21 protein-coding genes are annotated in these 23,602 nt (G+C 32.0%); all 21 read left to right on the top strand.

Going from position 1 to position 23,602, the window contains the following annotated elements; translation table 11 throughout:
- The first annotated feature begins 44 nt into the window (after nucleotides 1-44).
- The gene (locus WKS98_RS00560) at nucleotides 45-725 is read left to right on the top strand and encodes a Crp/Fnr family transcriptional regulator (RefSeq protein WP_498915989.1); all 681 of its coding nucleotides are present in this window, start codon (nucleotides 45-47) and stop codon (nucleotides 723-725) included.
- Nucleotides 726-782: 57 nt separating this feature from the next.
- The gene (gene mraY / locus WKS98_RS00555) at nucleotides 783-1,748 is read left to right on the top strand and encodes a phospho-N-acetylmuramoyl-pentapeptide-transferase (RefSeq protein ID WP_498915987.1); all 966 of its coding nucleotides are present in this window, start codon (nucleotides 783-785) and stop codon (nucleotides 1,746-1,748) included.
- Between the two features lies 1 nt (nucleotide 1,749).
- Nucleotides 1,750-3,066, top strand: coding sequence for a UDP-N-acetylmuramoyl-L-alanine--D-glutamate ligase (gene murD / locus WKS98_RS00550; protein WP_498915985.1), 1,317 nt, complete (start codon nucleotides 1,750-1,752; stop codon nucleotides 3,064-3,066).
- Nucleotides 3,067-4,185, top strand: coding sequence for a putative lipid II flippase FtsW (gene ftsW / locus WKS98_RS00545; protein WP_498915983.1), 1,119 nt, complete (start codon nucleotides 3,067-3,069; stop codon nucleotides 4,183-4,185).
- Between the two features lies 1 nt (nucleotide 4,186).
- The gene (murG, locus tag WKS98_RS00540; RefSeq protein ID WP_498915982.1) at nucleotides 4,187-5,290 is read left to right on the top strand and encodes an undecaprenyldiphospho-muramoylpentapeptide beta-N-acetylglucosaminyltransferase; all 1,104 of its coding nucleotides are present in this window, start codon (nucleotides 4,187-4,189) and stop codon (nucleotides 5,288-5,290) included.
- Nucleotides 5,280-5,990 (top strand): cell division protein FtsQ/DivIB, encoded by a 711-nt coding sequence (locus WKS98_RS00535; protein WP_498915980.1) that lies wholly within the window; start codon nucleotides 5,280-5,282, stop codon nucleotides 5,988-5,990. Before murG ends, WKS98_RS00535 begins: the two co-directional genes overlap by 11 nt.
- Nucleotides 5,991-6,316: 326 nt before the next feature.
- Nucleotides 6,317-7,384, top strand: coding sequence for a cell division protein FtsZ (ftsZ, locus tag WKS98_RS00530; RefSeq protein ID WP_498915978.1), 1,068 nt, complete (start codon nucleotides 6,317-6,319; stop codon nucleotides 7,382-7,384).
- Between the two features lie 3 nt (nucleotides 7,385-7,387).
- On the top strand, nucleotides 7,388-7,837 hold the full coding sequence (gene nrdR, locus WKS98_RS00525) for a transcriptional regulator NrdR (RefSeq protein WP_498915976.1): 450 nt from the start codon (nucleotides 7,388-7,390) through the stop codon (nucleotides 7,835-7,837).
- A gap of 121 nt (nucleotides 7,838-7,958) precedes the next feature.
- Entirely contained in the window at nucleotides 7,959-9,272 is a 1,314-nt protein-coding gene (locus WKS98_RS00520; protein ID WP_498915974.1) for a replication-associated recombination protein A, read from the top strand.
- A gap of 1 nt (nucleotide 9,273) precedes the next feature.
- A complete protein-coding gene (gene asnS, locus WKS98_RS00515; protein ID WP_498915972.1) occupies nucleotides 9,274-10,659 on the top strand; it encodes an asparagine--tRNA ligase in 1,386 nt (461 codons plus the stop codon).
- A 146-nt stretch (nucleotides 10,660-10,805) separates the two neighbouring features.
- Nucleotides 10,806-11,345, top strand: coding sequence for a translation initiation factor IF-3 (gene infC / locus WKS98_RS00510; RefSeq protein WP_498915970.1), 540 nt, complete (start codon nucleotides 10,806-10,808; stop codon nucleotides 11,343-11,345).
- A gap of 10 nt (nucleotides 11,346-11,355) precedes the next feature.
- On the top strand, nucleotides 11,356-11,547 hold the full coding sequence (gene rpmI / locus WKS98_RS00505; protein WP_498915968.1) for a 50S ribosomal protein L35: 192 nt from the start codon (nucleotides 11,356-11,358) through the stop codon (nucleotides 11,545-11,547).
- 18 nt (nucleotides 11,548-11,565) lie between these two features.
- Entirely contained in the window at nucleotides 11,566-11,916 is a 351-nt protein-coding gene (gene rplT / locus WKS98_RS00500; protein ID WP_498915966.1) for a 50S ribosomal protein L20, read from the top strand.
- 42 nt (nucleotides 11,917-11,958) lie between these two features.
- A complete protein-coding gene (locus WKS98_RS00495; RefSeq protein WP_498915964.1) occupies nucleotides 11,959-13,323 on the top strand; it encodes a TrkH family potassium uptake protein in 1,365 nt (454 codons plus the stop codon).
- 7 nt (nucleotides 13,324-13,330) lie between these two features.
- Nucleotides 13,331-13,987, top strand: coding sequence for a potassium channel family protein (locus WKS98_RS00490; protein WP_498915963.1), 657 nt, complete (start codon nucleotides 13,331-13,333; stop codon nucleotides 13,985-13,987).
- Nucleotides 13,980-14,753, top strand: a complete 774-nt coding sequence (locus tag WKS98_RS00485; protein ID WP_498915961.1) for a TrmH family RNA methyltransferase — start codon at nucleotides 13,980-13,982, stop codon at nucleotides 14,751-14,753. The genes WKS98_RS00490 and WKS98_RS00485 overlap by 8 nt, the downstream gene beginning before the upstream one ends.
- Nucleotides 14,754-14,931: 178 nt before the next feature.
- Nucleotides 14,932-15,954, top strand: a complete 1,023-nt coding sequence (gene pheS / locus WKS98_RS00480; RefSeq protein ID WP_498915960.1) for a phenylalanine--tRNA ligase subunit alpha — start codon at nucleotides 14,932-14,934, stop codon at nucleotides 15,952-15,954.
- Between the two features lie 9 nt (nucleotides 15,955-15,963).
- Nucleotides 15,964-18,339 (top strand): phenylalanine--tRNA ligase subunit beta, encoded by a 2,376-nt coding sequence (gene pheT, locus WKS98_RS00475; RefSeq protein WP_498915958.1) that lies wholly within the window; start codon nucleotides 15,964-15,966, stop codon nucleotides 18,337-18,339.
- 1 nt (nucleotide 18,340) lies between these two features.
- Nucleotides 18,341-18,928, top strand: coding sequence for a cell division protein ZapA (locus WKS98_RS00470; protein WP_498915956.1), 588 nt, complete (start codon nucleotides 18,341-18,343; stop codon nucleotides 18,926-18,928).
- Nucleotides 18,928-21,225 (top strand): U32 family peptidase, encoded by a 2,298-nt coding sequence (locus WKS98_RS00465; protein WP_498915954.1) that lies wholly within the window; start codon nucleotides 18,928-18,930, stop codon nucleotides 21,223-21,225. Before WKS98_RS00470 ends, WKS98_RS00465 begins: the two co-directional genes overlap by 1 nt.
- On the top strand, nucleotides 21,226-23,598 hold the full coding sequence (locus WKS98_RS00460) for an endonuclease MutS2 (RefSeq protein ID WP_498915952.1): 2,373 nt from the start codon (nucleotides 21,226-21,228) through the stop codon (nucleotides 23,596-23,598).
- Nucleotides 23,599-23,602 lie beyond the last annotated feature (4 nt).

Genomic DNA, 23,602 nt, shown 5'->3' with positions numbered 1-23,602 from the left:
TTTATTATTCGTAGTCTTTAATATATAATTATATTGGAGGAAAAATGAAGAATATAATTGAGGAAACAAAGCTTTTTAAAGAATTGTCAAAAGAAAATAAGGACAAACTTTCGAAATCCGTAGAGATTGTTAACGTGGATAAGGGAGAGTATGTGTTTCATCCAGGAGACAAGGCACTTTATATGTATATTATAAAAAGTGGTTCAATGAAAATCTCCATGGACCTTTCTGACGGAAGAGAACAGATTCTATATGTATATAAAGATGAAGACTTTGTTGGTGGACTTAATTTAATAACGTCAGAATCATATCTTTATAATGGAATTGCACTTACTAAGTGTCAGGTTTTAAAAATCTCTAAGAAGGATTTTTTAAATATATTAATGCACGATGAATTGTTTTTAAAGTCCTTACTAATTCAGTCCTATCTTAGGATAAGAAAAGGCGAAGAGTTAATTGACAGGCTTTCAGTAATGAATGCAGATATGAAAGTTGCAAAGAGTTTAATAGATCTTTCAAATAGATATGGAATAAAAGAAGAATCCGGCGAAATATTAATTAAGCACAATATGAATAGAATGGAGCTTGGAAGTTTTTCTGGAGTAGCTAGGGAGACTGTGATTCGGAAGTTAAGTTATTTTGAAAACTTAGGTTTAGTAAAACTTCTTCCGAAGGGAGACATAGTGATACTAGATTTAGAAGGCTTGACAGAGCTTACTAATTAGTTAACAATAACTACTCTTTAGGATATAATAATAAGATGAGTAAAGGAGAATAATTAAATGGATATATTTAAACTACTTACGATGCTTTTGGTTAGCATGCTCATATCAATCGTCATTGGTAAGTATATTATTAAAATTTTAGTAAGAGCAAAAATAGGACAGAGTATAAGGGATGACGGACCAAAGGCCCACCTGCTAAAACAGGGCACTCCAACAATGGGTGGAATAATATTTATTTTTTCAACTTTAATAACCTTGGCAATCTTTAGAGGATATACCCACGAGAACATACTTATAATAATAAGTATGCTTGGATTTGGCCTTGTAGGATTTGTAGATGACTTTTTTAAGCTAGTAATGAAAAGGTCACTAGGACTTACAGAGTTACAAAAGATAATTTTTCAAATAATTATGAGTTTTGGACTAATTTACTTGGCTTCAAAGGTATCGGCTAAACATATTTCGATGATTAACATTCCTTTTACAGATATAGAATTAAACTTAGGAATTTTAGCATATCCAATACTTACATTTATAATGATTGGAACTGTTAACGCTACAAATATTACTGATGGTCTCGATGGTCTTGCAACATCTGTTTCAATACCGGTATTTATAGCCCTTGCAACAATAACGGCGTTAAAAGGTTCATCAATGGCAGTGTTTGCAACAATATTTGCAGGTTCTCTATTAGGATTTTTAGTATATAATTCAAACCCCGCATCAGTATTTATGGGAGACACTGGATCCATGGCCATAGGGGGAGCTTTAGTTATGATGGCTTTAATATTAAATGCTCCACTTTACCTAGTAATACTTGGCGGTGTTTATGTTATTGAGACAATGTCTGTAATAATTCAAGTAATTAGTTACAAGACTAGAAATAAAAAGAGGGTCTTTCTAATGTCGCCAATTCATCATCATTATGAGTTAAAGGGATATAAGGAGCCTAAAATTGTTGCGGCATTTACAGTACTTTCAATAGTGTTTTCCATACTTACAGTATTGGGATTAGGGAGATAAGATGGATTATTTAGTAATAGGCCTAGGTATAACGGGAATTTCCACAGTAAAGACACTTAGCAAAATGGGATTTAATGTCTATTCATATGATAGCAATATAGGCTCTAAGGAAGACGAACCTAAGGAATTAAAAGATATTAAATACAAATTAGTATTTGATTTAGAAGACGTTCTTTCAAAGGAAATTATATGTATAAAAAGTCCGGGTATACCACCTCATAATGAATTGATACAAAAAATTTCTAAAAGGGGAATAGAAACTGTTTCTGATTTAGAAATGGCATATAGACTTTTTGGAGATAAAAATTTAATCTCAATTACAGGAACTAATGGAAAAACAACAACTACAATGCTTGTTAACCACATATTAAACGAAAGCGGAAAGTCGTCCATGGCCATAGGGAATATTGGAGTTGGAATGCTATGGGAGATTTATTCAAACCCTGAAGTAGACTATTTTATAATAGAGAGCTCAAGTTTCCAACTGGACGCCACAAATACATTTAGGACTAAAGTTGCGGCTTTTACAAATATTTCGCCAGACCATTCTGACTGGCATGGTAGTTTTGATGCATACTTTAAAGCAAAACAAAATATATTTAAAAATCAAAAACCAGATGATAAATTGGTTTTAAATATTGATGATGAAAGATTAATTAAATTAAAGAATGAGATAAAATCAGAAATTATTTCCATATCATTGGAAGATAAAAATGCATTATTTCATTATGATAAATCATATATTTTTCATGGTGAAAAAAAGATGATTGATACTAGAAAGCTTCGAATTCCAGGGATTCATAACGTACAAAATGTCCTTGTGGCAGTGGCTATAACAAATGCTTTAAATATATCTGACGAAGATATTGAAAGGGCATGCTATAGTTTTAACGCCGTTGAACATAGAATAGAATTTGTTAGAGAATTAAATGGAGTTAAGTTTTACAATGACTCTAAGGGAACAAATGTGGATTCAACAATAAAGGCACTATCTTCTTTTGAAAATCCAATTATTTTAATTGCAGGTGGATATGACAAGAAGGTGTCTTTCAAAGAGATGTTTGAACAATATGGATATAGAATAAAAAAACTTATACTTATGGGAGAAACTGCTACTCAAATGAAGGAAGAAGCCAAAGGTGTAAGGGATATAATTATAGTTAAGAATATGAAAGAAGCGGTAGAACTCTCTTACGAAGTAATGGAAAAGGGAGATGTTGTGCTACTTTCTCCTGCGTGTGCATCATGGGGGATGTATAAGAACTATATAGACAGAGGAAATGAGTTTAAAGACTTAGTAAATAACTTAGGTGATTAGATGGTGAAGAAGCCAAAAAGAAGGAAAAATATAGATTTTAACATTTTAATAGCCACTATGCTTTTACTTATTGTAGGAAATATAATGGTGTTTAGTTCTAGCTGGCCATATGCGGTTAGAAAGGGAATAAATCCATATTTTTTCATAAATAAGAATTTAGTATTTTCCTTTGTTGGAATCATTATTATGTTTATAACTTCAAATATAGACTACAGAATTTTAAAAAAATATGGATATGTAATCTATATAATATCTATAATTCTATCGGTTCTTGTTTTGATTTTTGGCGATTTAGAAACATATAATGCAAAAAGATGGCTAGATATTGGGCCGATAACAATAATGCCTTCAGACTTTTTGAAACTAGGAACAATTTTAGCAGTTTGCAAATACATTGATAGATATAAAAAGAAACTTAATAATGTGATATATGGATTTTTGCCAATGTTTTTCTTTTTGATGATATCCTGTGGATTAGTATATTTACAGCCAGACCTATCAACAACTATGGTTATGGGTGCTGTAATAATATGTACATTTATAGTTGGGGGAGTAAATCTATTTCAATCAGGCTTAGGTCTTGGAATATTAGGAGCTGCTGGAGTATTAGGAATAGTTTTTTCCAAAAGTTCTTATAGCCGATCGTCAAGAATAGAAGCTTGGTTAAATCCACTAAAAGACTTTTCAAACAAGGGTTGGCAACTTGCCCAATCACTATTTGCGGTTTCCTATGGAGGAATTTTTGGCGTAGGGCTTGGCAAATCAAGACATAAATTTAGCTATTTATCAGAGGCGCATAATGACTTTATATTTGCGATTATAGCAGAGGAATTAGGATTTATAGGAAGTATAATGGTCATTTTACTATACCTTTATCTTATCTATTGCGGTATGAAAATGGCCTTTAAACTAAAGGATAGCTTTGCAAAGCTTTTAGTTATTTCAATCATGTTATTAATAGGTTTACAGGCGTTCATAAACATATCTGTTGCTCTTGGAATTATTCCTCCGACAGGATTGACTCTTCCATTTATTTCCTATGGCGGAACATCCTTAATGGTATTTTTATTTATGATGGGAATAGTTTTAGGAATTTCAAAACAGGCGGACAGGAGGTAATATGAAAATAGTAGTAAGTGGTGGAGGAACAGGAGGACATATATATCCTGCCATAGCCATAATAGAAGAGTTTAAAAAACTCTATCCTGACACAGAAGTTTTATATATTGGAAGGAAAAATAGTTTAGAGTCTGTTCTTGTTCCAAATCAAGGATATGAATTTAGAGGCATTACAGCATCTCCACTTTCAAGAAAGTCCATAAAAAAGATTTTTAAGACTGGAGGAGATACACTAAAGGGAATTAGCGAGTCTAAAAAGATAATAAAAGAGTTTAATCCAGATTTTGTAATTGGAACCGGTGGTTTTGTTACTGGCCCAGTTTTATATGCGGCACATAAATTAAGAAAAAAAGTTTTTTTTCACGAACAAAACTCATACCCAGGAGTTACGAATAAAATATTATCAAGATATGCAAATAAGTACTTTGTAACATTTAAAGAGAGTTTAAAATATTTTAAAAATCAGGAAAATGGAATAATTACTGGAAATCCAATTAGAAATAAATTTTTAAACATCGATGAAATAAGAGATGAAGCAAACTTTCATATGGGATTTAAAAATGAAAACAAAAATATTTTGGTGTTTGGTGGGTCCAATGGATCAGGAAAATTAAATCAGGTTTTCAAAGAGATTATTAATGAAAACTTGAACCAAGATGATTTTAATCTTTTCTTTGTAACAGGTAAAAATAACTACGACGGTTTTGTTAAAGATATGAAAGTATTGCCTAATGTAAAAGTTTATCCATATTTAGATAATATTCAAGAGGCCTATGCAATCTCAGACCTTGTTATAACAAGCTCTGGAGCGATTACTTTGGCAGAACTATCCTACTTGGGCATGCCTTCTATTTTGGTTCCAAAAGCATATACAACAGAAAATCATCAAGTGTATAATGCGATGGAATTTAAAAATAAAGGAGCTTCACTTATGATTGAGGAAAAGGACTTAGAGTCTAGCAGTTTAAAATCAAAAATACTTGAACTTTTAAATGATGACAATAAATTAAAAGAAATGGGAGAAAGGGCAAAAGAATTTGCAACTCCAAATGCGGGATATGAAATAGTTCAGGAAATAGTAAAAGTAGGAAGTAATGGAAAATAAAAAAAGAAAAAGTAATTTTGCCTTAATTTGGACAATTATAATCATAATTTCAATAATATCTATTATGGCGTATTTTTTGCTAAGACATCCATATTTTAATTTAACAAATATTGAAATGGATGGAAATAAGACTTATACAATTGAAGACTTTAAAAATGAGTCGAAAATATATGGGAAAAATTACTTCTTGGCAAATATAAAGGACGCAGAGAAAAAACTATCAGATGATGATAAGATAATAGAAGTTGATATAAAAAAAGAGTTTCCCAATAAGTTGAAAGTTGAAATTTTAGAGAAGACAAATATTGCATATATTGTAGCTAAGAATAAAGAGATTGTATTTATAGACACCTTGGGAAATATAAGCAATAAGAAAGATGACACAGAAAATCTACCAGAAATTGTTGGAGTGAATACAGATCTTATTGTAAACACTAGTATATTTAACGATGCTACAATAAAAGAGATATTTGATAATGCCAACAAGTACAATATAAAATTCACCAGGTTAAATTTAACGGATAAAAAGAATATGTTCATGGAAATTGATGGTATTAATGCGTATTTTGGAAATAAAAAGCAAATAAAAAAGAAATTTGAAATTATTTCGAAAATTATTTCAGAGAATGATACTAAAGGTATAGATGTAAAAGAAATAAAAGTGTCTAATGTAAAGAAACCTGTAGTTATAGCTGATTAGCTAGTGTTAGAAAATTGTATCTACGAAACAAATCTAAAGTATAAAATAGAATATTAATTTAGATAAGTGGAATTAAAAAATTATATTAATTTCGCTTATTTTTTGATTTCTAAAGAAAAAACATTAAACTAAACTTTTAAGACAAATCCAAACAGCAGTAAAACAGCGATTAAAAGATTTTGAATTAAATAATGTACTTAAAATACAAAGAAAATCCAAAAGGCTCAAAACCCGTAGAAATACAGGTTCTAATTTTGACTTTTGAAATTCCTAAATATATAATAATACTTAAGAGATGAAACAATATTTTTGGGAGGATGAACATAATGAGTTTTGAAATGGAAATCGCAAACGACAATTCAATGGCGAATATAAAAGTAGTAGGTGTTGGTGGAGGCGGTAACAACGCTTTAATGAGAATGTTAGAAACAGGTTTAACAGGTGTTGAACTTATTGCAATGAACACTGACAAACAAATTCTACTTGCAAGTGACATTGAAAACAAATTACAAATTGGCGAAAAACTAACAAAGGGACTTGGAGCAGGAGCTAATCCATCTATTGGACAAAAGGCTGCAGAAGAAAGTAGAAACGAAATTGTTGAAATGCTTCAAGGCGCTGACATGGTATTTATTACTGCAGGTATGGGTGGAGGTACTGGTACAGGTGCCGCTCCAGTTGTTGCTGAAATAGCAAAGGAACTAGGAATACTTACTGTAGGAGTAGTTACAAAACCATTCGCTTTTGAAGGAAGAAAAAGACAACTTCAAGCAGAACAAGGTATTGAAGCTTTAAAGGACAAAGTTGATACACTTGTAACTATACCTAATGATAGATTACTTCAAATTGCTGAAAAGAGAACTACAATGAAAGAAGCATTTGCTATGGCAGATGAAGTATTACTTAATGGTATTAAAGGTATTTCAGACTTAATCGCAGTTCCTAATCTAATTAACCTTGACTTTGCTGATGTTAAAGCAATTATGCATGACCAAGGTATTGCTCACATGGGTATTGGAGTTGCTACAGGTGAAAATAGAGCAGTTGAAGCTGCAAGACTTGCAGTTAAGAGTCCACTTCTTGAAACTTCAATTGATGGAGCAAAGGCAGTTCTTATAAACGTTACTGGTTCAGATTTGGGAATATTCGAAGTTAACGAAGCTTCTGAATTAATAAGAGAAGCGGTTGATCCAGATGCAAATATCATATTTGGTGCAGGAATTGACGAAACACTAAAAGACGATATAAAGATAACTGTAATTGCTACTGGTTTTAACAAAGATAGTTTTACTAATAGTATTAATGAAGAAAAAGAAGAAGATAGTGAATCTAAAGAATCAAATGATCTTGATGATATAGAAATACCTTCATTCTTAAAGAAAAGAGGATTTTAAGTAATGAGATGTCCTTTTTGCAACTCTACAAACACTAGAGTTGTAGATTCGAGACAGGTTGATAGCGAAACCTCCATTAGAAGAAGGAGGGAGTGCAATGATTGTAAGAGAAGATTTACAACATATGAAAAATATGAAATCAACTCACTAATCATAATAAAAAAGAATCAAGAGCGAGAATCTTTTGATAGAAATAAAATTTTAAATGGAATGATTAAATCTTGCTACAAGAGAAAAGTTCCTTTAGAGGTGTTAGAAAACGCAACTAAGGAGATAGAGCTAGAATTAAATCATTTGAATAAAAAAGAAATTCCATCTTCTGAAATTGGCGAATTGATTATGGAAAAACTAAAAAACATAGATAAAGTTGCCTATATAAGATTTGCCTCAGTATATAAAGAGTTTCAAAGAGTTGAATCATTTTACGAAGAGTTGGAAGAAGTTAAAGATTAGCCTCATTTAATGGGGCTTTTTGTTTTATATAGAAAAATATTTTGATTTGATAAAAATTTAAATTCCTTTTCTATGTTAATAGAACTGTTTTTGTGATAATATAAATAAACTAGGGGGAAATATGGACTTATTTGAATATGATTTAGAACAAAAAATGAAAAATTCTGCGCCCTTGGCTGAAAGGGTTAGACCTGAAAACGTAGAAGATTTTTATGGTCAAGAGCATATCATTTATCCAAACAGCCCTTTAATTAGGTTAATAAAAACAGATAGAATAGGATCTTTAATATTATACGGTCCGCCGGGAACGGGAAAGACCACTTTGGCATATGTTATATCAAAATCTACCAATAGGGTTTTTGAAAAGCTTTCGGCGGTAACATCGGGAGTTAAAGATGTTAAAGAAGTTGTAAAAAACGCAGAGGACAATCAAAACTTCTTTAACAAAAAGACGATTTTGTTTGTAGATGAGATTCATAGATTTAACAAGTCTCAACAGGATGCGCTTCTCCCGCACGTGGAGTCGGGGCTAATAACTTTAATAGGTGCAACAACAGAAAATCCGTTTTTTGAAGTAAATAGAGCTCTTTTATCAAGAACAAAAATAGTAGAGCTTAAACATCTTTCACCAGAAGATATAAAAAAAGCTTTAAAGAGAGCCCTTGAACATAAAGATGGACTTTCTATGTATAATATTGAAATTGGGGAAGAAGAACTGGATTTTATAGCAAAGCTTTCAAATGGGGACGTAAGAAATGCCTTAAATAGTTTGGAGGTTGCAGTACTATCCACAGAGGAAGTTGATGGAAAGATAAAACTTACCAAAGATATTATAAAGGACAGTTTCTTTTTAAATCATTTAGGTTATGATAGAGATGGTGATATTCACTATGACACCATATCTGCATTTATAAAATCCATGAGGGGTTCAAACCCCGATGCAGCACTAGTTTATTTGGCTAAGATGTTACAGTCTGGAGAAGATCCAAAATTCATAGCAAGAAGAATGATAATATTTGCATCTGAAGATATAGGTAATGCAGACCCAAGGGCGTTAACCGTTGCAAATGATGTGTTTAGAGCGGCGGAAGTTATTGGGCTTCCAGAGTGTAAGCTAAACCTTGCACAAGGGGTTACTTATCTTGCAACTGCACCTAAGAGTAACAGCTCATACGTGGCCATAATGAAAGCCATAGAAGATGTCAAATCAAATCCAAATCTAGAAATTCCTGGTTACTTAAGGGATGCACATTATAGTGGCGCAAAGGACTTGGGCCATGGAATTGGATATAAATATCCCCATGATTATAAAGGTGGATATGTAAAGCAAAGGTATATGCCAGAAAATTTTGAAGAAAAAAATTATTATAATCCTAAAGAAATAGGTTATGAAAAAAAGATATATGAATTACTTAAAAGTTTAAGGGAGGAATAAATTGATTTTACTTAGAGATATTGAAAAAGATTATGAAAAATTCATAGGCCAAGAAGTAGAGATTGCAGGTTGGATTAAAAACTCAAGATTTCAAAAGAACTTGGGATTTATTGAATTAAATGACGGAACTCAGTTTAAACCTGTACAGGTAGTTGTGGACAAAGATGTAGAAAACTTTGAAGAGATTAGCAAGCTAGGACTAAGCTCAGCTATTATTGTCAAGGGAAAACTAGTTAAGAGTCCACAAGCTAAACAGGCCTATGAAGTTCAAGCAAACAATATTTATGTTGAAGGAGCATCGGACGATGATTATCCACTACAAAAGAAGAGACATACATTTGAATTCTTAAGAACCATATTACATTTAAGACCTAGAACAAATACTTTTAATGCAGTATTTAAAGTTCGTTCAGAGCTTAGCTACGCAATACATAAGTTCTTTAACGAAAGAGGCTTTGTATATGTACACACTCCAATAATTACTGGATCTGACGCTGAAGGTGCAGGAGAGATGTTCGAAGTTTCTACATTAGACTTAGATAATTTGCCTAAGACTGAAAATGGAGAAATAGATTTTAAAGAAGATTTCTTTGGTAAGAGAACAAATCTAACAGTAAGTGGTCAACTTCAAGTAGAATCCTTTATAATGTCCCATAGAAATGTATATACTTTTGGCCCTACATTTAGAGCAGAAAACTCAAACACTCCTAGACATGCGGCAGAGTTCTGGATGATTGAACCTGAAATTGCATTTGCAGAACTAAAGGATGTTTGTGAACTAGCAGAAGATGTAATAAAGTACATTATTAAATATGTTTTAGAAAGCTGCCCACAAGAAATGGAATTCTTCGACAAGTTCGTTCAAAAGGGACTAATAGAAAGACTTGAAAAAGTTGTCAACAGCGATTTTAAAACATTGACCTACACAGAAGCCATAAATATCTTAAAAGATGCAAAGGTTGATTTCCAATACCCTGTAGAATGGGGAATGGACTTACAAACTGAACACGAAAGATATATTTCCGAACAGATTGTTGGAGGTCCAGTATTTATAACAGACTATCCAAAGGATATAAAGGCCTTCTACATGAAGCTAAATGAAGATGGAAAGACCGTAGCAGCTATGGACTTACTTGTACCAGGAATTGGTGAGTTAATTGGTGGAAGTGAAAGGGAATACAGACCGGAAGTTCTAAAACAAAAGATAATTGATGGGGGACTTAAACCAGAAGATTATGACTGGTACATGGACCTAAGAAGATATGGTACTGTTCACCATGGTGGATTTGGAATTGGTTTTGAAAGAATGGTAATGTATTTAACAGGTATGACCAACATTAGAGACGTACTTCCATTCCCAAGAACAGTGGGACATTGCGAATTTTAAAAAATATTTGACAAATTAAAATTTAGATAATATAATAGTTTACGTTAGTAAAAGTAGAGTTATCCGCTCTCACCTTATCACAATCGGGTGCATAAGGTAATAAGTTAAGTGATTTATAGGCGGATATTTCTATCTGCCTTTTTTTAATGAAATTTTATGGAGGTGTAATCATTAAGGAATTACAAATTAACGAGGGTATTAGAGCAAAAGAAGTAAGACTTATTGGTGCGGACGGTGAACAAATAGGTGTTGTATCTATTAACGAAGCGCTTGATGCAGCAAGGGAAGCAGACTTGGACTTAGTAAACATTGCTCCTAATGCAAAACCACCGGTTTGTAAGGTTATTGATTATGGCAAGTATAGATACGAGGCCATCAAAAGAGAAAAAGAAGCAAAGAAAAAACAAAAAGTTATTAATGTAAAAGAACTTAGACTATCACCAAACATCGATACACATGATTTGGAAGTTAAAGCAAATCAAGCTAACAATTTCCTTAAGAAGGGTGATAGAGTAAAAGTTACAGTAAGATTTAGAGGAAGAGAACTTGGACATACTTCCATAGGTAAAGATGTATTAAATGATTTTGCTGAATTAACATCTGAAAATGGAATTATAGATAAAAAGCCTACTATGGAAGGCCGTAGCATGGTAATGTTCCTTGCTCCAAATCCAGAAAATAATTAGGAGGTAAATTATGCCAAAGATGAAAACTCACAGAGGTTCTGCAAAGAGATTTAAAAGAACTGCCTCTGGAAAATTAAAAAGATATAAAGCTTACAAGAGCCACATAACAGGAAAGAAATCACAAAAGAGAATTAGAAACTTAAGAAAAGCTACTTTAGTTAGCAAGGGTGATCAAAAGAGAATTGATCATATGATTCCGTAAATTAGGAGGTAGTACAGAATGGCTAGAGTTAAAAGGGGTACAAATGCCCACAAAAGACATAAAAAAGTATTAAAATCTGCAAAAGGATATTACGGTTCTAAATCCACTTTATATAGAACAGCTAATCAAGCTGTAATGAAGTCAATGGCTTATTCTTTCATTGGTAGAAAGAGAAGAAAAAGAGATTTCAGACAAATGTGGATTGCAAGAATCAATGCTGCAACTAGACAACATGGACTTAGCTACAGCAAGTTTATGCATGGTTTAAAGCAAAATGGAATTGACATGAACAGAAAGATGTTATCTGATCTTGCAATTAAAGATCCTCAAGCTTTTGAAAAACTTGTAGAGATAGCAAAAAACGCTTAAATCCCAAACCATTGGGGTTTTTTTGCGTTTAGAGGGAAATAAATGCATTTTTCAAAAAAATTTGACAAATTTACTAAATTAATTAAAAAAATAGAAAACAATCCACCGCTTTATCTTATGATTGGATTTTTAATAATTATTTTAACAGGTTCTATATTGCTCTCCCTACCGATTTCTTCTGCAAATGGGAAGCCCACACTTTACTTAGATAGTCTATTTGTTTCCACATCGGCAGTATGTGTTACGGGTCTTACTCCAGTTGTAACAGCAAACCATTGGAATTTTTTTGGACAGATAATTATTATTATGCTAATTCAGATAGGTGGATTGGGAGTAATGACGCTTTCTACTTTAGTTGCCATGTTACTTGGAAAGAGGATTACACTATCATCAAGACTAATTATTAGAGAGCAAGTTGGCGCAAAGGGATATAGTGGACTAGTAAAACTTATAAGATACGTATTAGCATCAACATTCGTGATTGAATCCATAGGAGCATTCATATTGGCATTTAGTTTCGTTCCCGTATACGGCTTCCTCAAAGGGATTTGGTTTTCCATATTTCACTCAATATCTTCATTTTGTAATGCGGGTTTTGATTTAATTGGACAAGAGAGTCTACTTGGAGTTAATACAAATGCTATGATTATACTTCCAATAGCGCTTTTAGTTATCATAGGTGGAATTGGATTTAATGTGTATATGGACATTACAAAATACAGATTAAATTTCAAAAGATACTCATTACACTCAAAGGTTGTTTTAACTACAACTGCAATATTATTGGTTTCGTTTACAATTTTATTCTTTATTTTTGAGTTTAACAACGAACTAACAATAGGAAGATTGCCTGTAGGATATAAATTACTAAATTCATTTTTTCAATCGGTAACCTTAAGAACTGCAGGGTTTTCAGCCATGAGTCAAACTGGTTTGCATAACAGTTCTACCATTATGTCAATGGTTGCAATGATAATTGGAGCAGCTCCTGCAAGTACCGGTGGTGGGGTTAAGGTTACAACGGTAGCACTTATAATAATGGTTTTAGTATCTGAAATTCGCGGAGATGATGATATAATAATGTTCAACAAGACGATTAAATTCACACAGGTTAAAAAAGCTATCGCTGCATTTATAATATATATGTTGTGGATACTTGTGGTAGGAAATATTATTGTGTTTACAGAGCCATTCAAAACTTCAGATGTACTATACGAAGTGATTTCAGCTTTAGGCACAGTAGGTATAAGTAGAGGTATAACTGCTATACTGTCTCCTCTTTCTAAAATTCTTTTAATTATAACGATGTTCTTTGGAAGAGTGGGGATATTAACTATAATATTTGCTACAAAGAAAAGAAAACAAAAGCTTTATAAAGAAGCTTATGGAACTATTATTTTAGGATAGGTGAAATATGAAACAATTTGCAGTAATAGGTTGTGGTAGATTTGGCAAGGCGCTTGCCATAAAACTATCAGAACTAGAGCAACAAGTACTAGCTATTGATATAGACGAAAATGTAATTAACGAGATAAGTAGTTATGTTACCCATGCAGTAACGGCTAATGTTACCGTAGAGGGAGTACTGGAAGAATTAGGAATTCAAAACTTCGATGTGGTAGTGGTAGGGATGAGTTCCCACTTTGAGGCTTCTGTATTAGTTACAACAATAGCAAAGGAACTTGGAGTCCCAACGGTTGTTGTAAAGGCGAGGGATAGTTTTCAAGCTAAGATTATGTATAAAATCGGTGCGGACAAAGTTATTATTCCAGAAAAAGAATCGGGACTTAGACTTGCTCATAGCATGGTTAAAGAAGAAATATTAGATTTTATTGAGGTTTCTAAAGAGTTTAGTATGATGGAAGTCCAAGCGCCAAAAACTTGGGTTAACCAAAAGATTATAGACCTTGGCATTAGACAGGATGACAACCTTACAATCATGGCAATAAGAAGAGATGACGAGGATATAATAAATCCAAGTCCTCAAGAGGTTATAAATAAAAAAGATGTCTTACTTTTGCTTGGACCTACGGATAATATTGAAGCCTTGGTGAAAAATTCAAATGAATAATATAATAACGAGCGCCAATAACTCCATAATAAAAAAAGTTAAAAGTCTTAAGCTTTTAAAAAATAGAAATAGAGATAAACTTTTTTTGGTAGAAGGGTTTAAAATGGCAGAGGAAGCTACCCAATCAAATGTGGAGATTGAAAATATAATATTAGATGAAAACGCCGACTTAGATTTAGATGAAAAGTTACAAAAAAAAGTTATAAGAGTAAAAAACTCAATGTTTTCACAATTGTCAGATTTGAAAAATCCAGAAGGAGTTATTCTAATTTGCAAAGAGATTGAAAGTGAAATTGATTTTGAAAAAAATTTATTAATCTTAGATGAAATTAGGGATCCTGGAAATATGGGAACAATAATTAGAACAGCAGAAGCATTCAACTACAAAAACATTCTTCTTTTAGGCAATTGTGTTGACATTTATAATAGTAAGGTTCTAAGAGCTACCATGGGTTCTATTTTCAGGATTTCAATTAATCAAGTTGATATAAAAACTTTAGAAGATTTAAGAAAAACACATACAATACTTGCAACAACTTTGGAGGAAGATAGTATAGACATAACATCTATGACAAAAATTCCAAAGCATGCTATAATAATTGGTAACGAATCACATGGTGTGCGAAAAGAAGTATCACAATTGGCGCACAAAAAGGTAATAATACCTATTAGTAAAAATATAGATTCTTTAAATGCGGCCATTGCTTCAAGCATATCAATGTTTTATTTAAATTTAATATATTCGAAGAAGGAGAAGGAAGTTTAACAAATTTTTCAGAGAACTATGGATTTGGTGGAACATAGTAATTGGTTTTACTTTTTTCGCTCTGGAGTTCTTGGGTAATGCCAAGCGTTTCTAGCGTTAATAGAATTACTTTTGGGTGGTATAGCGAATCTTTCGTCCCGTTTGGGATGAGAGATTTTTTTAATATAAGGGAGGAACTATGAAAGATAAAATTAATTTAATCAAAGAAAATGCCCTTTCTAGTATAAAGAGCATGGAAAAGTTGGAAGACTTAGAACAAATTAGAGTAAAAGTTCTTGGTAAAAAAGGTGATTTAACCTTGATTTTACGTGAGATGGGTAAACTTTCAAAGGAAGAAAGACCTATCATAGGTCAATATGCAAACGAAGTTAGAGCAGAAATTGAAAAAGCTTTGGGAGTTAAGAAAGAAGAGTTACAAGAAAAACTAAACGAAGTAAAAATAAAGACTGAAAAGATTGATATAACAAGAAATATAAATAGCTTTGAAATTGGACACAGACATCCACTTAATGAAACTATGGAAGAGCTTGAAAATCTATTCCAAAGAATGGGATTTTCTATTATTGAAGGACCGGAAATAGAAACCGTTGAAAACAACTTCAACAAGTTGAATTCGCCAATGAATCACCCTTCAAGATCAACTTCAGATACATTTTACATTGATGAAGATACATTACTTAGAACACATACATCACCTGTTCAAATTAGAACCATGTTAGAGCAAAAGCCTCCAATAAGAATGGTTTCCGCAGGAAGAACCTTTAGATATGACGAAGTTGATGACACTCACTCACCAATGTTTCACCAAATAGAAGGTCTTGTTGTAGACAAGGGTGTTACAATGGCAAATCTTATTGACACATTAAATGTGTTCATAAGAGAATTCTTTGGAGAAGACATGGAAACTAGATTTAGACCACATCACTTCCCATTTACTGAACCATCAGCAGAGGTAGACGTTTCATGTTTCAACTGTCATGGTAAAGGTTGTGAAGCATGTAATTTCACAGGATGGAGTATGGAACTTTTAGGTTGTGGAATGGTTCATCCTAATGTACTTAGAAATTGTGGAATAGACCCAGAAGTTTATACAGGTTTTGCCTTTGGTATGGGGATAGACAGAATTACCATGATTAAACATGGCATAAAGAATATTAGATTGCTTTATGATAACGACAAGAGATTTTTACAACAATTTTAGGAGGCATATATGTTATTACCATTAACTTGGATGAAAGATTATCTTAATATAGATATAAGCAGCAAGGAGATTGCTGATAAAGTTACACTTACAGGTTCACATGTTGAATCGGTTATAGATTTAAGTGTGGGACTTGAAAAAATAATAGTTTCAAAAATATTAAAAATAGAAAAGCATCCTGATGCAGACAAACTTTCCATTGTTACATTGGACTATGGCAGTGGTGAGATAGATGTAATTACAGGCGCAAAGAACATGAAAGAAGGAGACTTTGTTGCTTTTGCACAGGTGGGAGCAAAGCTTCCAAATGGACTTGAAATAAAGCCGATTAAGCTAGTTGGCATAGAGTCACCTGGAATGTTATGTTCCTATGAAGAACTTGGCTATTCAAAATCTTTAGTACCAAAGAACTCTCAAGATGGAATAATAATATTAGAAGAAGGTAAGCCTGGAACTCCTATTACAGAAGTTTTAGAATTGACCATGCCTATAATTGAGTTTGAAATCACTCCAAATAGACCGGACTGTCTTTCAATAGTAGGTATGTCAAGGGAAGTTGCTGCAACATTTAAAGATACAATTGAAGTACCTGAGTTTAAAATTAAAAATGAGGAAGACGACATTAAAAATTACTTTAAAGATGTTGTAATTGAGTCAGAAGATTGCTACAGATATATGGGTAAAGTTGTAAAGGATGTTGTTATAAAAGAGTCTCCTCAATGGCTAAAAAATAGACTTATGCAATCAGGAATGAGACCAATTAACAACATAGTTGATATTACAAATTTCGTTTTACTTGAACTTGGCCAACCAATTCATGCCTTTGACTTAGATACAATAAAATCTAAGGAAATTCATATAAAGAAACCATCTAAAGACATTAAATTTACAACTTTAGACAACGAAGAGAGAACTTTGACATCAGATGATTTAGTAATTTATGACAAGGACGAACCAGCTGCTATTGCAGGTGTAATGGGTGGTCTTGATTCAGATGTTAAAGACAACACTAAGACAATATTTATTGAATCTGCAAGTTTCTCCCCAGATTCTGTTAGAGATACATCTAAGAGATTGAACCTAAGAACTGAAGCTTCAGCAAGATATGAAAAGGGCGTTCCTGTAGAATTTGCAGAAATTGCAATAAATAGAGTTTGTAATTTAATTGAAATAACAAACTCAGGAAAAGTTGTAGCAGGGAAGTTTGATATTGGAGGAAAAGAAAGTAAAAAAGTAGAAGTAAACTTTAATTACAATAAAATCAATGAACTTTTAGGAACTTCACTTTCAAAAGACGAAATAATAAGTTACCTTGAAGATTTAGAATTTGCTGTAAGTTCAAATGGAGAAGATGTTAATGTAAAGGTTCCTTTCTTTAGAACAGATATCTCAATCGTAGAAGATATCGCAGAAGAAGTTGGAAGACTACATGGTTTCCACAACATAACACCAATGCCATTAAGAGGAGATTTATTAAGTGGTAAGAAGAGTGAACGTAGACAAGTTGAAGACAGAATAAAACATATTCTATATGGATGTGGTCTTTTTGAAATTATGACATATTCATTTATAAGTAAAAAGTCCTATGCAAAAGCGTCTATCAAATATAATCCAGAAGAATCCATTGAACTTATAAATCCTTTAGGAGAAGACTTCTCTGTTATGAGAACAACTACACTTACTAACATTTTAGATGTTTTGGAAAAGAACTCTAAGAACAAAATACCTAGCATGAAAGTATATGAACTAGCAAATACATTCTTAAAGGACTCTAAAGGTAATTATGGCGAAACCAAGAAAGTTGGTTTTGGTATGTACGGAGATGTGGATTTCTATTCGCTTAAAGAAGTAGTTGAAATATTGCTTAAAGAACTGGGGATTAAAAACGCAAGTTATGTAGCATTAACTGATAATGACACATACCATCCAGGAAGAGCCGCTAAGATTTATATAGATGATATAAAGATTGGAGAAATTGGTGAAATTTCTTTTGGACTTGCTAAAAACTACGACATTACATCTAGAGTTTATATTGGTGAACTAGATTTAATCAAGATTATGCCATATATAGTTAAAGATATTTTAATGGAAGAAATAAGCAAGTACCCAACTGTTGAAAGAGATATTGCCATTGTAATTGACAGAGATTTAGAAACTGATGTATTAGAAAAGTTTATGATTGAAAATGGCTCAGAGCTTTTAAAATCAGTAGAATTATTTGATGTGTACATGGGTGGCAATATAGAAAAGGACAAGAAGAGTTCTGCATATAAACTTAAATTCCAATCAAAAGATAGAACCTTAAGAGAAGAAGAGATAAGTGAAATAATGAATAATATACTTTCTAAGTTGGAGGATAAGTTTAACGCACAATTAAGGAGTTAAGATGGCGGATAAAGAAAAATATAGCGTAACCATTATGGGAAGATCCTATAGTCTTCTTTCTGATAAATCTCCAGAGGATATAAAAGCCTTAGAAGATACTATTAATGAACAAATCAAAAGCATTAGAAAGGATCATTCATCCCTTTCTAATGACATGGTTTATACATTGGCACTTCTTTATTTTGCAGAGTCAGTTAATAAAAACAAAAATCTTGTAAAGGAACAGGAAAGTGATTTAATCAGTTTAAAATTTGAAAATGAAAACTATAAATCATCTGCAAAGGCTGACAGTGAAAAATTCAAAGAAATGAATGATAAGTATGAAGAAGTATTAAAGCTTTATAATGAAGAAAAGAAATTAAAAAATGATTTAGAATTTAAAATAAAGGATATGAAGCTTGACTTTGAAACGAAGTCTGAAAATTTAAGACGAGATTTAGAAGTGTTAAAGAGAGAAAAATCGGGATTAGTAAGTCAAAATGATATATTAAATAAAGAAAATATCAATTTAAACAGGGCTTATATGCAAATAAATAGCAAAATCGACAATATTATTTCAGAACTTGAAGACATTAAGGATGGTAATTAATGAAGTATAATCCGGAGGTACTGGCTCCTGTAGGAAACATGGAAATGCTTGAAGCAGCTATAAAAGCGGGAGCTACTGGAGTATATCTTGGAGGGCTCTTATATTCAGCAAGAGCCTATGCAACAAATTTTGATAATGAAGAGTTAAAAAAAGTTATAAAATTTTGTCATAAAAGAGGGGTTAAAGTATATGTAACTGTAAACACCCTCTTTCATGACAGCGAGATACAAAGTGCATTAAACTTTGTAACAGATTTATATAATATGGATGTGGATGGAGTAATCATACAAGACTTGGGATTACTCCATCTTATAAGAAAACATCTTCCAAATCTTCCAATACATGGGTCTACACAGATGAATATAAATAACTATTATGGAGCAAAATTTCTTCAAAGTCTTGGATTTAAAAGGGTTGTGTTAGCAAGGGAAACTCCAATAGACGAGATAAAAAAGATTTGTGAAAACTTAGATATTGAAGTCGAAGTCTTTGTTCATGGCTCTCTTTGTGTTGGTTGCTCTGGACAATGTTTGATGAGTTCATATATTGGAAATAGAAGTGGAAATAGAGGAAGATGCGCACAGCCATGTCGCCTGGACTATAAGCTTTTAAATAGAAATAAAGAAGATATAAGTAAAGACTTTGACTCCTTTATTAGTCCTAAAGATTTATGTACAATTGAATATGTGGAAACACTGCTTAATACAGGTGTAAACTCCTTTAAGATTGAAGGTAGGATGAAAAAACCTGAATATGTTTACAATGTGGTAAAGTCCTATAAAGATAAAATCGAAAAAAATTCTTTTGAAAAAAACAGATTAAAGGAAGTTTCACTAAGGGGTTACACTGATGGCCTAATATTTAATGACTTTGGTAAAAGTTATACGGAGCTTAATAGGCAGGCTGGGAAAAAGGGATTGGAAGTTGGAGACATTGTTGAAGATAGAGGAAAAAAATCTATCTTATTTAAATTTCCATGCAAAAAAGATGATATCTTAATTTTAGAAACAGAAAAAAACAAAAATATTCCTTACACACTTAAAAGAGATTTTAAAAAGGGCGAAAGAGTTTCTGAAAAATACTTTTATGACTTAAAAATATCATCAAAAGTTGTGAGGTCCAGCTCATCTAAACTAATAGACGAAATCAGTTCCAGAAATTTAGAACTAAATAATAAAATAGATTTTAAATTTGTGGGAAAAGTATCAGAACCTGCAAAGTTATTTTTAAAATATAAAGATATATCCATTGAAGTTATATCTGAAAATATAATTGAAAGAGCTAATAATAAACCTGTTGGTAAGGAATATATAGTTCGCTCTTTAGAAAAGCTAGGAAATACGGACTATGTATTAGAAAAAATTGAAATTTTAATTGACGATGACATCTTTATTCCCGTTAGAATTCTAAACGAGATGCGCCGTGAAATTGTAGGGAAATTAGATGAAGAAATTTCTAATTTCAATAAAAGAGTTCCATTAGATTATGTTTCTTTAAAACAGCTAAAGTTGTCAGACTTTAAAGACAAGAATATTAGTGTAAACATTGAAGAAAATATTTTTTCAACAGGAACAGACAATGAATATGGGGATATTTATACTGAAAACATTGATGAATTATCTAGCGAAAAGTTTTATAAAATGCCTAGACTTCAATTTGAAAAAGAATTTAAAGTACTCAATTCAAAATTAAAAGAAAAAGATTTTAGAGGATTTTTAGTTAATAATCTTGGAGATATTCAGTTTATAAGAGAAGAGTTTAAAAATAAAGATATAATTGGTGACTATGGACTAAATGTTTTAAACATATATTCATATTTGTTTTTAAAGCAATTGGGAATTAAGAGGATTACTTTATCAACTGAATTAAATTTAAAAGAATTGAACGAAATATTGAAATACACAGAGGGAGATGCGGAAATAATTGCTCATGGCCCACTTATTTCAATGATTATGGTTCATTGTCCATTTTCAGTTATAAAGGGCTGCAAAGATAGCAGTGGATGCGACAGTTGCAATTTTAATTTTGGATTTATGAAAGCGAAAAACAACGAGATTTTTCCAGTAAAAAGAATAAATGGATATACCGAGGTATATCACAGCAAAAAACTTTTAGGGTATAATTTCTTATGCGACATAGATTTTAGAAATGGTGGAAATATTAGGGTCATTAACGATGGGGAGAAGCTAAATTTACCCAAGATATATTTTGAAAAGATTAATGGCGAAAACAATTCAGAACAAAAATTTGATTTAAAAAATTACACTTTTGGACACTTTGAAAAGGGGATTGAATAGATGAATAATAAGGCTTTAAAAATATTAGAGTTTAATATTATAAAGGAAAAACTAATTAGTCATGCAAGTTCTGCATTGGGTAAAAAATTATGCGATGAACTTTTACCTGAAACAGACATGGAATCAATACAAAACAATCTTTCTGAAAGTGAAGAGGCTCTTTCTTTATTATACGCCCATGGTAGGGCACCTATTTATGAAGTAAAGGACTTTAGACTTATGCTTAAGCATGTGGAAAAGGGTAGAACATTAGACAATAGAGATTTATTAGATGCTGCCATGTTACTTCGCTCAGTTCAAGAAACTAAAAAATACTTTAACGACAGTGAAGAGAACATGGAAAAGTATCCGAAGATTGGAAATTTGATTTCACTTCTTAAGCCATATCCAAATATTGAAAGGGAAATTAGCTCTGCAATCATTTCTGAAACGGAGATAAGTGACAATGCAAGTCCTACTTTAAAGCGTATTAGAAGAGAAATTCAGTCAAAAACAGAGTCCATTAGAACGAAACTGTCACAAATTTTAAAGGCACAAAGTTCTCAAAAATTATTACAAGATTCATATGTGACAATGAGGGATGGCCGTTATGTTATTCCTGTTAAATCAGAAAATAAATCTTCCGTTCAAGGTATTGTCCATGACCAATCAGGATCAGGACAAACTGTCTTTATAGAACCTATATCGGTGGTTGAAATCAATAATGACATTAAGACTTTAGAGCTAAAAGAGCAAGAAGAGATAAAGAGAATTCTTAAAGAACTTTCAAACTTGCTTTTAAATATATATGATGATTTTATTTTCAATCAAATAAACATGGCCCATTTGGACTTTGTGTTTGCAAAGGGGTCCCTTGGTATTGAAATGAATGGTATTAAGCCAGATGTTAACTTAGATGGCATTATAGATTTAAAAAGTGCAAGGCATCCTCTTATTGATAAGAAAAAGGTTGTGCCAATTAATATTTATCTTGGAGAAGACTACAATACCCTTGTTATAACAGGACCTAACACAGGAGGTAAGACGGTAACTCTAAAGACATTAGGTCTTATGACTGTTATGACACAATCGGGACTTTTAATACCTTGTAAAGAGGATACAACAGTTGCGATTTTTGACGAAGTATTTAGTGACATTGGTGATGAGCAAAGTATAGAACAATCGCTAAGTACATTTTCATCACATATGACAAATATTGTAGACATACTTTCTAAAGTGGATGAAAAGTCACTTGTTTTATTTGATGAGCTTGGTGCAGGAACGGACCCAACTGAAGGTGCGGCCCTTGCAATATCAATTCTAAAAAAACTTCTTGATAGAAACATTAGAACAGTGGCAACAACACACTATTCACAATTAAAACTATTTGCATTAAATACTCCTGGGGTAAAAAATGGAAGTGTAGAATTTGATGTGAAGACTTTAAGTCCAACCTATAGACTTACAATAGGTATTCCAGGAAAGTCAAATGCCTTTGAAATATCTAGAAGACTTGGCCTTTCTGAAGAAATAATAAATGAATCAAAGAGACTTATTCCACAGGAAGAGCTTTCCTTTGAAGACATTTTAAATAAGATTGATTCAGATAGAAAAGAAATAGAAGAGAGTAGACAAAGACAAAAGAGATTTGAAGAAGAAGTTGCAAGCTTAAAAGAAAGGCTTAATCTTGAAATTGAAAAATCAAAAAATGATAGAGAAAAAATCATAGAAGAAGCTCAAAATGAGGCCTATGAAATTATAAATGAAGCTAAAAAAGAATCTGCAAGTCTATTGAAGGAATTAAAATTCCTTTCAAAGTCAAATGAAGATAATATTGCTTCAAAGGCAGTTGAAATTGAAAATAAATTCAATACTCATTTAAAGAAACAAACTGAAGAGAAATCTATACTAAAAGAAAATAAAAAGAAAGATAAAAAAGAGATTAAACTTGGAGACACCGTAGAGATTTTAGGTATTGGTGGAGTTGGTGAGGTTGTTACTGAGCCTGATAGAAAAGGCGACCTACAGGTTCAAGTTGGCATAATGAAGATTTCTGCCAATATAAAAAATTTAAAATTTGTGAAATCTGAAGAAGAGAAAAAATCAAATTATAATATAAAAAGCATTATAAAATCGAAATCAGGTTCCAATATTAAAAGTGAGTTGGACTTAAGAGGCAAGAATATAGAAGAGGCAATATTCGAAATAGATAAATTTTTAGATGATGCATATATAGTAGGGCTAAAAGAAGTGTCTATTATACATGGAAGGGGAACTGGAGTACTAAGGCAGGGTGTACAGGACTATCTTAGAAAGCACAAGTTCATTAAAAAGTTCAGAGATGGAGAGTTTAATGAAGGTGGACTAGGTGTTACTGTAGCACAATTGAAATAGGTGG

Source organism: Lagierella sp. ICN-221743, assembly GCF_037890055.1.
In the GTDB taxonomy this organism is placed as follows: domain Bacteria; phylum Bacillota; class Clostridia; order Tissierellales; family Peptoniphilaceae; genus Mediannikoviicoccus.
Note: the sequence above shows the minus strand (reverse complement) of the source record. Positions and strands in the feature narration are given on the sequence as shown.

Coding starts and splice junctions, on each gene's coding strand:
- pheT (WP_498915958.1), top strand. CDS start 15,964: ATGTTATTACCATTAACTTGGATGAAAGATTATCTTAATATAGATATA.
- WKS98_RS00465 (WP_498915954.1), top strand. CDS start 18,928: ATGAAGTATAATCCGGAGGTACTGGCTCCTGTAGGAAACATGGAAATG.
- WKS98_RS00485 (WP_498915961.1), top strand. CDS start 13,980: ATGAATAATATAATAACGAGCGCCAATAACTCCATAATAAAAAAAGTT.
- WKS98_RS00470 (WP_498915956.1), top strand. CDS start 18,341: ATGGCGGATAAAGAAAAATATAGCGTAACCATTATGGGAAGATCCTAT.
- nrdR (WP_498915976.1), top strand. CDS start 7,388: ATGAGATGTCCTTTTTGCAACTCTACAAACACTAGAGTTGTAGATTCG.
- WKS98_RS00560 (WP_498915989.1), top strand. CDS start 45: ATGAAGAATATAATTGAGGAAACAAAGCTTTTTAAAGAATTGTCAAAA.
- ftsW (WP_498915983.1), top strand. CDS start 3,067: ATGGTGAAGAAGCCAAAAAGAAGGAAAAATATAGATTTTAACATTTTA.
- rplT (WP_498915966.1), top strand. CDS start 11,566: ATGGCTAGAGTTAAAAGGGGTACAAATGCCCACAAAAGACATAAAAAA.
- murD (WP_498915985.1), top strand. CDS start 1,750: ATGGATTATTTAGTAATAGGCCTAGGTATAACGGGAATTTCCACAGTA.
- WKS98_RS00460 (WP_498915952.1), top strand. CDS start 21,226: ATGAATAATAAGGCTTTAAAAATATTAGAGTTTAATATTATAAAGGAA.
- WKS98_RS00520 (WP_498915974.1), top strand. CDS start 7,959: ATGGACTTATTTGAATATGATTTAGAACAAAAAATGAAAAATTCTGCG.
- pheS (WP_498915960.1), top strand. CDS start 14,932: ATGAAAGATAAAATTAATTTAATCAAAGAAAATGCCCTTTCTAGTATA.
- rpmI (WP_498915968.1), top strand. CDS start 11,356: ATGCCAAAGATGAAAACTCACAGAGGTTCTGCAAAGAGATTTAAAAGA.
- WKS98_RS00490 (WP_498915963.1), top strand. CDS start 13,331: ATGAAACAATTTGCAGTAATAGGTTGTGGTAGATTTGGCAAGGCGCTT.
- WKS98_RS00535 (WP_498915980.1), top strand. CDS start 5,280: ATGGAAAATAAAAAAAGAAAAAGTAATTTTGCCTTAATTTGGACAATT.
- ftsZ (WP_498915978.1), top strand. CDS start 6,317: ATGAGTTTTGAAATGGAAATCGCAAACGACAATTCAATGGCGAATATA.
- mraY (WP_498915987.1), top strand. CDS start 783: ATGGATATATTTAAACTACTTACGATGCTTTTGGTTAGCATGCTCATA.
- infC (WP_498915970.1), top strand. CDS start 10,806: ATGAAATTTTATGGAGGTGTAATCATTAAGGAATTACAAATTAACGAG.
- murG (WP_498915982.1), top strand. CDS start 4,187: ATGAAAATAGTAGTAAGTGGTGGAGGAACAGGAGGACATATATATCCT.
- WKS98_RS00495 (WP_498915964.1), top strand. CDS start 11,959: ATGCATTTTTCAAAAAAATTTGACAAATTTACTAAATTAATTAAAAAA.